Genomic DNA, 9,252 nt, shown 5'->3' with positions numbered 1-9,252 from the left:
GATTCAAGTTTTGTTTGACTTCGAGGGCGTAGCTCGGTGTCTCTCGACGTTTGTCAGGCAAGGTCGCCTTCTGGCACTCCTTGGATCAAAGAGCTTGGTCCGCTTTAGCGAACAAGAGCTGACTCGTCTAAGGCTCAAACGAACTCGATGCCACACGTGGCCGCAGTTTCCCGAAAAGCAGTCGCCGGCAACGGAGGCCAGGAGAGTAGGTGCGGTTGGGACAAGGGCAGGGGGAGTGTGTCCTGGCAGATCAAACCGTGGGTGAGTCTCCCCTTTACTAGAGCCTACAGTCAGAGCTAAATGCGCGACATGTCCAACGGCGGTTCTACGCCCTCACGCAACGGACTCACATAAGGGGTTTCCCGGGTTCTCTCCGCAAGGTCGGCTTTGGCGGCAGCAATTAGGGATGAATCGGTGATCACGGCCATGCCGGTTGCGGCCATGGCCTTAGCGACATGCACCATCGCCTTGTGGGCCGCTGGCGTCTTCCCTTGGGCGACGATCTGCCATGTGTGAAACGGAGTGCCGATCGCCACCGTCGGCGAGTGCGCCTGAACTGTAGGAACCACCCAGCTCACATCGCCGATATCGGTCGAGCCGATCATGGGCTTACGCGGCGAGTCGAGTGGCGTTAGGAAATCGGCGAGAGGTGCATCGGTCTTCGGTTGGCCGATGGCTCTGTAGACGGATGCGATCTCCTGTTCCGATAGGGTTGTACGGATCTTGCGCGCAAAGTCCCGATCGGCGTCATCGAAAGGAGGCGCTCCGAGCTCCTCCATGGCATTGTGAAGGGCATGTTCGAGCGGGGTGTTGCCAAGCGTGTTCGAGACGGCGCTGACGATACGCATCTCGACGCTGGTTTCCGTCATGAGCGCGGCTCCCTGAGCGATCTTGTGCACGCGCTCAATCAGGTCGAGCATGCCGGGCAGGTCTATGGCACGGATCGAGTAGCGCACCCGGGCATAGGCCTGCACCACGTTCGGCGCAATACCCCCTGTATCGAGCAGGGCATAATGCACACGCGCATCGGAGGGCATGTGCTCGCGCATATAGTTCACCCCTACATTCATCAGCTCCACTGCATCGAGTGCGCTACGTCCCAGATGAGGAGCTGCAGCAGCATGAGCCGCGCGGCCCGTAAAGGCAAAGTCGGCGCGAGTGTTGGCCAGCGACAAAGCCGGTGCGACTTCCCAGAAGCTGTAGGGATGCCATGAGATCGCGATATCGGCGTCGTCGAAAACTCCGGCGCGAACCATGAAAGATTTGGCTGCGCCCCCTTCCTCGGCAGGGCAGCCATAATACCGGACGCGACCCGGAATGCCCTTCTCGGCAAGCCAGTTCTTCAGAGCGACCGCAGCGAGCATGGCGCCCGATCCGAGGAGATTGTGTCCGCATCCGTGCCCGTGCCCGCCGGGCTCAATGGGACGATGCTCCGCAACGCCGGCTTCCTGGCTCAAGCCCGGGAGTGCATCGTACTCGCCCAGGAAAGCGATGACCGGACCGCCTTCACCCGCTTCGCCGATGACGGCGGTCGGGATGCCGGCAATGCCCTCGGTGACGCGAAAGCCCTGGTGGCGCAATTCCGCAGCATGCTCGGCTGCCGAGCGAACTTCCGTGTAGCAGACCTCAGGCATTCCCCAAACGCGATCGCTCAAGGCAATGAGGCGGCTCTTTGCGGCATCCACATGCTGCCAGATCTCATTTCGAACGTTCATGTCTTGCTCCGAGGTCAGTCGTGGGTAGTCATCGACATAAGTTGATGTTTTACAAGGCGCCCACTTCTGCGGGCACCAACTCTGCAGCAGGCGGAATGCGTCCCTCGAACCAATACGCGGCGGCTGCACGCGACATGGCGGCACCATCATGGCCCACGCCTTCGACATGGATCAGCTTCCAATGGAATGGAAGCCTAAGGCGTTCTGCTTCCAAGCGGGCGAAATCGTAGACGAACTGCGCGCGCGCATAACGGTGAGGTCCCTGTCTCAAGGCTTCAGCCTGGGTGGGCAGGTTCGGATCGTCCGTGCTGATATCCTGATCGCCTGCGAAGATGTGCATCGGATATGCGAACCAGCGCGCCAGACTGTCCTCGTCGAGGCTGAGCTTGCCAAGTCCTTCAGGGAAGTCGCGCTCCAACGTCGGTAGGGTATACCAGCCCGGATTACCTGCGATGACCGCCTCAAAAGATCCATGATCCTGGATTGCGAGCATCCTGTGTGCGAATTGTCCGCCGGCCGAATGACCGAAAAGTCTCGCCTTCGGGCGGCGAGTCACACCTCCCTCCTGCAAGGCGGCGAAGATGCGGGCCGGAACGGCATAAAGCCACCTCTCGTGAGGACGCACGCTTCCGTCATCGTCGATGACCAAGCCGTTGTTGTACGATTCCGGCTTGGGGAATTGTGCATCTGAAAACGTCGGCGCAGCAATCAGGATACGATGCTTTTCAGCAGCAGGAACCCAGAAGTCCCGATACTCGTCGCCGTTGCGGAGCATACCATGCTGGACGATGACGACCGGATCGTCAGGGCCATGAGCGACCGGGCGATAAAAGTTCACCTCGATCGGCCTGTCGGGGTGATACGGGTCGACGAACGGCAGTGTGCTGCGGCCGATCTCAGGGGTAAGCATGCTTGTCGTCATGTGTTGTCCGAATTGTGCAAATGGCAGGCTGCGCTGCGTCCTGGGGCAATCTCTTTCAGGATCGGGCGAACTTCACGGCATTTCGCCATGGCATGCTCGCAGCGAGGGTGGAAAGGGCAGCCGGTGGGCGGCGCCAGAGGGGAGGGCAACTCGCCTTTGAGCGGCTGGAACACGTGCTTCCGCCGCGCCGTCGAGGGGCTCGCCGCGATCAGTGCGGCGCTGTAGGGGTGGGCCGGCTCAGTGAAGATGGCGGAGGCCGGCCCTATCTCGACGATGCGCCCGAGATACATGATCGCGACCCGGTCGCTGATATGCCGAACGATCCCAAGATCATGGCTTACGAACAGATAAGTCAGGCCGTGCTTCTCGCGAATGTCCATGAACAGGTTGATGGCCTGCGCCTGGATCGAGACGTCCAACGCTGAGACCGGCTCGTCGCAGTCCAGAAAGCCAGGCCTCACTGCGAGCGCACGGGCAATGCCGATGCGCTGGCGCTGCCCTCCGGAGAACTGATGCGGATAGCGGTTGCGATAGGTGACGTCGAGGCCGACTTCGGTCAGGGATGCATCGACCGCGGCATCGATCTCGCCCTTGGGCAGCAGACGATGAACCCGCAGGGCCTCGCCGACGATGGTGCGGACCTGCATGCGCGGATCGAGCGACGCATAGGGGTCCTGGAAAACCATCTGGACCTTGAGCAAATAATCGAGCCGCTCCTTGCCTCGGAGGCTGGCAACGCACCGTCCCTCGTACACGATGTCTCCGGCGCTGGGCTGGGTTATGCCTGTTGCCATCCTAGCCAGCGTGGACTTGCCGCAGCCCGATTCGCCGACAAGGCCCAGAACTTCGCCGCGCGTTACGCTAAGATCGACCCCATCGACCGCTCTCAAAACAGGTGGCGGCGGAGCACTACCGATTGCGGCGAGGACGCGCTGCGCCACTGTCGCCTTGCCGCGGAAGTGCTTTTTGACCCCACGCAGTTCGAAGAATGGTTCGGTCATAGCGCGTGGCCCTCAGGCACGGGGTTGTGGCACCGATAGCTCTGCCCTGTGCATGTGACCTGCGGCAGGGGGTCGGTCTCAGCGCACACGGGTAGTGTGCGCTCGCAGCGCGGGCGGAATGGGCATCCGCTCGGGCGCGCATCGATGCTAGGGGCCGCTCCATTGATTTGCTTCAGCCGTTCGCCGGGCGCGACCGTTGTGGCTGAGGAACCGAGCAGGCCAAGCGTGTAGGGATGGCGGGGCCGGTCGAGAACATCGTCGACGGTGCCCGTTTCGACGATCCTCCCGGCGTACATGACAGCGACCCGGTCGGCGAGTTCCGCGACGACGGCGAGATCGTGGGTGATCCAGAGAACCGCCGTGCCGGTCTCGCGGCTGAGCTTTTGAACCTCGAACAGGATCTGGCTCTGGATCGTGACGTCGAGGGCTGTCGTCGGCTCATCGGCGATAATCAGATCGGGCTTGTTCAGGAGCGCAGTCGCAATCGCCACTCGCTGGCGCATACCTCCCGAGAACTCATGCGGATACTGCTTCAGGCGCGCCTCGGGTGAGGAGATGCCGACCCGCGACAAGGCGCGCGAGGCCTCTGCCATGGCCTCTTGACGGCCGCACGGGCGGTGCTCAAGAATGGCCTCACCCATCTGCTCGCCGATGGTGAGGACGGGATTGAGGGTCATCAGCGGATCCTGAAAGATCATCGCAATGCGATCGCCCCGCAGAGCCCGCAGGCGCTCCTCGGGAGCCCGGCGTAAATCCTCTCCTTTGAACAAGACATCACCGGACACAATCTCGCCCGGAGCATCGATCAACTGGACCAACGAGAAGCCGGTCACTGACTTGCCGGAGCCGGACTCGCCGACGAGTCCCACAATTTCGCCGGGGTGCACGATGAGGTCGACGCCATCGACCGCGGGCCATGCGCCTGCGAGATCGTGAAATACGGTCTTGAGCCCGCGAACTTCGAGCAGCGGCAAAATCATCAGCCCCTCACGTTGAAGCTGCGGCGCAGGCGCTCGCCAACAAGATTGAGCGACATGATCAGCAGGACCAGGGCGATGCCGGGGAAAGCGGCGATCCAGTACTCTCCAGAGAGCAGGAATTCAAAGCCGTTGGCGATCAGAAGGCCGAGCGAGGGCTGCGTCACCGGAACGCCAACCCCGAGGAAGGAAAGGGTGGCTTCCAGGGTAATCGCTCCCGCGATACTGATCGTCGAGACGACCAGCACCGAGCCGATGGAGTTCGGCAGCAAATGCGCTAGCATGATGTGGCGCGTCGGCAGGCCGAAATTGACTGCGGCCTCGATGTACTCCTTGCGCCGCTCGACGAGCGCCGCCGCGCGCATCAGGCGGGCATACTGGGCCCATTGCACTAGGATGATCGCAACGATCACCTTGTCGACGCCGCGCCCAATCGAGGCGAGCAGCACGAGGGCGATCAGGATCGACGGGAAGCCCAACATGAAGTCTACGATGCGCATAATGACCGCATCGACAGCTCCACCAAACTGGGCCGCGGTCAACCCCGCGAGAATGCCGACGGCGAGCGCGCCCGCCGTCGATGTCAGGCCGACAAGCAGGCTCGTTCGCAGTCCGTAAAGGATGGCGCTGAGCATGTCGCGCCCCTGCGCGTCGGTGCCGAGCCAGTAGGTGATGCCGGTCATCCCTTGAGACCCAGGCTCAAGGCGATTGTCCATCACGCTCAGCGACGCGAGATCATGCGGGTTCTGCGGCGCGATGAAGGGGGCAAGAAGCGCGAGAAGCAGGAGAATTCCTAACAGGATGACCGCACCCCGCGTCGTGGGGCGGCTCCTGATCCGGCGCAGGACCTTCTGGCGCAGCGCCGTATCGGCGTCGGCCGCTACGGCTGAGGTCGCGGTTCTTGAAGGGTTCATGCCATTTCTCCCGTCAGCTTCACGCGGGGATCGAGCGCCGCGTAGAGGATGTCGACGAGAAAATTCACGGCGACGAAGAGGAGTGTTGCGAGCATCACATAGGCGACGACGACGGGGCGATCGAGTTGATAGACGCTGTCGATGAGGAGCTTGCCCATGCCAGGCCAGGCAAACACGGTCTCGGTGATCGTCGAGAAGGCGACGAGACTGCCGAATTCCATGCCGGCGACCGTCACGACGGGAATGAGGATGTTTCGCAGCACATGCCGCCCGACAATGCGCTTGCGGCGCACGCCCTTGGCGCGGGCATATTTGACATAGTCCTGCGAAATTGCCTCAGTCGTTCCCGCCGCGACAAGGCGGATCATCAGGGCCATGTTCGGAATGGCGAGGTTGAGGGCGGGCAGGGCAAGGTGCTTGAGGCCATCGAGCGTCAGCAGGCTTGTCGGAATTCCGAAAACGGAAACCGTCTCTCCGCGTCCCGCCGTCGGCAGCCAGCCGAGGAAAACGCTGAAGAGCAGGATGAGCATCATCCCTTTCCAGAAGCTCGGAAGGGAGAAACCGAGGATCGTTCCAGCCATGATGGCGCGGCTGGGGCGGCTCTCGGGATTAAGACCGGCCAGGAGCCCGAGCGGAATGCCGATGACGGCGGCAAGGCCCATGGCCAGGAGGACGAGTTCGAAGGTGGCCGGCAATCGCGCCAGGATCAGATCGACCGCCGGAACACCGTGGACGAAGGAGTGTCCGAGATCGCCTTTCAGGGCATTGCCCAGGAAGCTGAGATATTGCTGCCAAACCGGCAGATCGAGTCCGAGGCGCTGGATCATGGCCGTGCGTTCGGCGGCGCTGACCTGCGGAGGAACCAGGAGTTCGATCGGGTCTCCAATGCCGTAGACGGCGAGGAAAACCACCACGGAAACCGCGAGCAGAACCAGGATGCTCTGGATCAGACGTTGCAGGATGTAGGCCGTCATGTGAGGCGTTCCGATCTGCTCGCGGCTTCGTTCATGGCTTGCTTACTTCGCGGACTTGACCTGCATGGCCATCGTGAACTGGTCCGCGCGGCCCGCATACTTCAGGTTTGCCTTGTAGGCCCAGATCGTGCTCTCGAAATGAAGCGGAATGAACGCGCCGCCTTCGAGAACCTTCGTTCCGGCCTGCTGGAGAATCTCCGCGCGCTTGGCGTCGTCGAGGGTCACGATGGCCGTGCGGATCAGCTTGTCGAATTCCGGATCGTTGTAGCCGCCGTAGTTCGAGCCGCCGATGGTCTTCGCCTCGTCCGGTGTGGCCGGCCACTGACGCAGGAAGGACGAGGCCTCGCCACTCGTGGAGCCCCAGCCGCCGAGGGCCACGCTGAACTCCTTCTTGGAACGGCGCGGGAAATAGATGGCGCGCGCCATCGCGTCCACTTCAGAGCGAATGCCGACCTGAGTCAGGTACTGAGCGACGGCCTGCGTGATCTGGCTGTCGTTGATGTAACGGTCGTTGGTCGTCGAGAGCGTGAGCTGGAAGCCGTTGGGATAACCCGCCTCGGCCAGGAGCTTCTTCGCCGCAGCCGGATCGTAGGCAAGCTTCGGCGGGTTCGCCAGGGCTCCGAACATGCCGTTGGGCAGGAACTGATAGGCCGGTTCGGCGGCACTATCCATGATGCGCTTGATGATGGCGTCACGGTCGATGGCAAGCGACATCGCCTTGCGCACGCGCGGATCCTTCAGCGGGTTCTTGCCGTTCTCGGCCTTCACGAATGGGCTCGGCTCACGCTCCACGTCGAGCTGGAAGTAGATGACGCGGGTCGACGGCATAATCACGTAGCCGAAGCGCTTGTCGTCCCTGATGCGGGACACGTCGCGCGCAGCGGGGTTCTCGATCACGTCGTAATCGCCGGCAAGCAGGCCTGCCAGGCGCGGACCGGCATTGGGGACCGGGACGAAGGTCACGTTGGCCCAAGGCTCTGCCGGGCCCCAGTACTTGTCGTTCCGCTCGAGCTCGACGCTCGTCCCCTTCGTGTAGCTCTTGAACTTGTAGGGGCCGGTGCCGATGGCGAGCTTGCCGTCGTTGAAGTCGCCGACGACGGGCCATGTCCCGGTGACACCGCAGTTCTTGGCGGCGTCGAAAGCCAGCTTGTCATGCGGGACGATGGAGGAGCTCAGGATGGCGAGGCCGGAAAGGAAGTTCGGCAGCAGGGGATCGGGCGCCTTAGTGGTGATGACGATAGTGTGCGAATCAGGCGCCTCGACAGCCGTGAAGTTGCCCGTGATGTCAGCAAAGGAGCCTGCAATCGCAGTCTCGTTCTTCAGGGTGCGGCAGAAGCTGAAGATCACGTCGTCAGCAGTGAAAGGCTGGCCGTTGGAGAAGGTCACGCCTTGGCGGAGCTTAAAGGTCCAACGAGTCTTGCCGTCGTTCTCCCAGGAGGTCGCAAGGTTGGGTAGGACTTTCTGGTTCTCGTCCTGCTTGGTCAATCCATCGAAAATATGCGCGATCAGCGCATTGTTCGGCGTTAGATCATGGTAGTGTGGATCGATGGCGGTCGGCTCCGAGCTAAGCGCGATCTTGAGGGACTGCGCCCATGCAGGAGCACTGAGCAGGCAGGTGCCGGCGATGAAGGCTGATATGAGGGTACGATGCATCGGATCTCTCCAGTTCCCTTGGGGGCTGCCATTTTGACAGATTTATTTTCTCAGATTAGAAATCATGAAAATTTTATGACGTCAATCAGCCTGGAGCGTCCGTGTCTCAAATCCTGAAACCGACGACGGATCTGGCCCACCGAATTGCGCTCGTTTACGCCTCGCTCAGCGAGGCGCACCGGCGCGCGGCGGATTTCGTGCTGCAAAATCCTTTAGAGACGGCCACGATGACGATCGAGGGCTTCGCAGAGCGCAGCGGCGCGTCCACGGCAACAGTGACCCGATTCGTCCGCGCTCTCGGTTACGCCGGTTACAGCGAGTTCCGAGCAGCGCTTTCCGAGGCGTTGCGCCTCGCCATGGCTCCTGTCGACAGCTTCGCCGATGCACACAGCACGAAGAGCTCCACCTTCTCGACCTTTGTGACGGCCATAAAGGATCAAGCGGCCAATCTGGACGAGACCCTTGCAGCCATCGACGAGGAAACCTGCTCCCGGGCCATGGAAGTCCTGTTGCGCGCCCGCCGGATCTTCATCGTCGGATCCGGGGCAAGCCACCATGTGGCAGCGCATCTGGATGAAGGACTGACGCTCTATCTCGATGCGAACGTGATCTTCGCCTCGTCCCGCGGAGGAGCTGAAAAGGCGGTCAGGCACCTGATGAACGTGGGGGCGGATGATCTCGTGCTGGCCATCTCTCTTCCCCGTTATTCACGCGGCACCGTCGATCTGGCGAAACTCGCCAAGAACCGGGGGGCGACGGTCATGGCACTGACGGACGCGCCGAGTTCGCCGCTTGTCCCTATCGCCGACATAACCTTCTTCGCTCCGGCGAGGAATCGGTTGCTGCCCAATTCGCCGACCGCGGCCTTCGCGCTCGCCGATGCCATCGTTGCCGCGGTTGCCCGGGAGCGTCCCGATGCCGTCGCGGCTTTGAAGGAACTTAGCGAAAGCCTCCTGTGGACGTTTTATCAGTGAACGGGGCCAATTCAGTTTGGCACCGTTCGCTTACCCGGAACGTCTGGAAATGATGCTGTGGACGGCTCCCGCTCAGCGGTGAGGTAGCATGGCTGCTTCGAGCAGCCAGCGACACAGGTGCA

8 protein-coding genes are annotated in these 9,252 nt (G+C 61.8%); 1 reads left to right on the top strand and 7 read right to left on the bottom strand.

Going from position 1 to position 9,252, the window contains the following annotated elements; all coding sequences use genetic code 11:
* Positions 1-296 precede the first annotated feature (296 nt).
* Genes ILT44_RS29005 through ILT44_RS28975 form a run of 7 tightly spaced genes read right to left on the bottom strand, consistent with a single transcriptional unit; the run spans position 297 to position 8,156 of the window.
* The gene (locus tag ILT44_RS29005) at positions 297-1,715 is read right to left on the bottom strand and encodes a M20 family metallopeptidase (RefSeq protein ID WP_204243082.1); all 1,419 of its coding nucleotides are present in this window, start codon (positions 1,713-1,715) and stop codon (positions 297-299) included.
* Positions 1,716-1,764: 49 nt separating this feature from the next.
* Entirely contained in the window at positions 1,765-2,637 is an 873-nt protein-coding gene (locus ILT44_RS29000; RefSeq protein ID WP_204243081.1) for an alpha/beta hydrolase family protein, read from the bottom strand.
* A complete protein-coding gene (locus ILT44_RS28995; RefSeq protein WP_204243080.1) occupies positions 2,634-3,638 on the bottom strand; it encodes an ABC transporter ATP-binding protein in 1,005 nt (334 codons plus the stop codon). Before ILT44_RS28995 ends, ILT44_RS29000 begins: the two co-directional genes overlap by 4 nt.
* Positions 3,635-4,618, bottom strand: a complete 984-nt coding sequence (locus ILT44_RS28990) for an ABC transporter ATP-binding protein (protein WP_204243079.1) — start codon at positions 4,616-4,618, stop codon at positions 3,635-3,637. Before ILT44_RS28990 ends, ILT44_RS28995 begins: the two co-directional genes overlap by 4 nt.
* The gene (locus tag ILT44_RS28985; RefSeq protein ID WP_204243078.1) at positions 4,618-5,529 is read right to left on the bottom strand and encodes an ABC transporter permease; all 912 of its coding nucleotides are present in this window, start codon (positions 5,527-5,529) and stop codon (positions 4,618-4,620) included. Before ILT44_RS28985 ends, ILT44_RS28990 begins: the two co-directional genes overlap by 1 nt.
* On the bottom strand, positions 5,526-6,503 hold the full coding sequence (locus ILT44_RS28980; RefSeq protein ID WP_204243077.1) for an ABC transporter permease: 978 nt from the start codon (positions 6,501-6,503) through the stop codon (positions 5,526-5,528). The genes ILT44_RS28985 and ILT44_RS28980 overlap by 4 nt, the downstream gene beginning before the upstream one ends.
* Before the next feature lie 42 nt (positions 6,504-6,545).
* Positions 6,546-8,156, bottom strand: coding sequence for an ABC transporter substrate-binding protein (locus tag ILT44_RS28975; protein WP_204243076.1), 1,611 nt, complete (start codon positions 8,154-8,156; stop codon positions 6,546-6,548).
* Between the two features lie 101 nt (positions 8,157-8,257).
* On the opposite strand from ILT44_RS28975, the gene ILT44_RS28970 reads away from it, so the two are divergent.
* A complete protein-coding gene (locus ILT44_RS28970) occupies positions 8,258-9,130 on the top strand; it encodes a MurR/RpiR family transcriptional regulator (protein WP_204243075.1) in 873 nt (290 codons plus the stop codon).
* The last annotated feature ends 122 nt before the right edge of the window (positions 9,131-9,252 follow it).

The organism is Microvirga arvi (genome assembly GCF_016892765.1).
In the GTDB taxonomy this organism is placed as follows: domain Bacteria; phylum Pseudomonadota; class Alphaproteobacteria; order Rhizobiales; family Beijerinckiaceae; genus Microvirga; species Microvirga arvi.
This window is presented reverse-complemented; position numbering and strand designations above follow the sequence as displayed.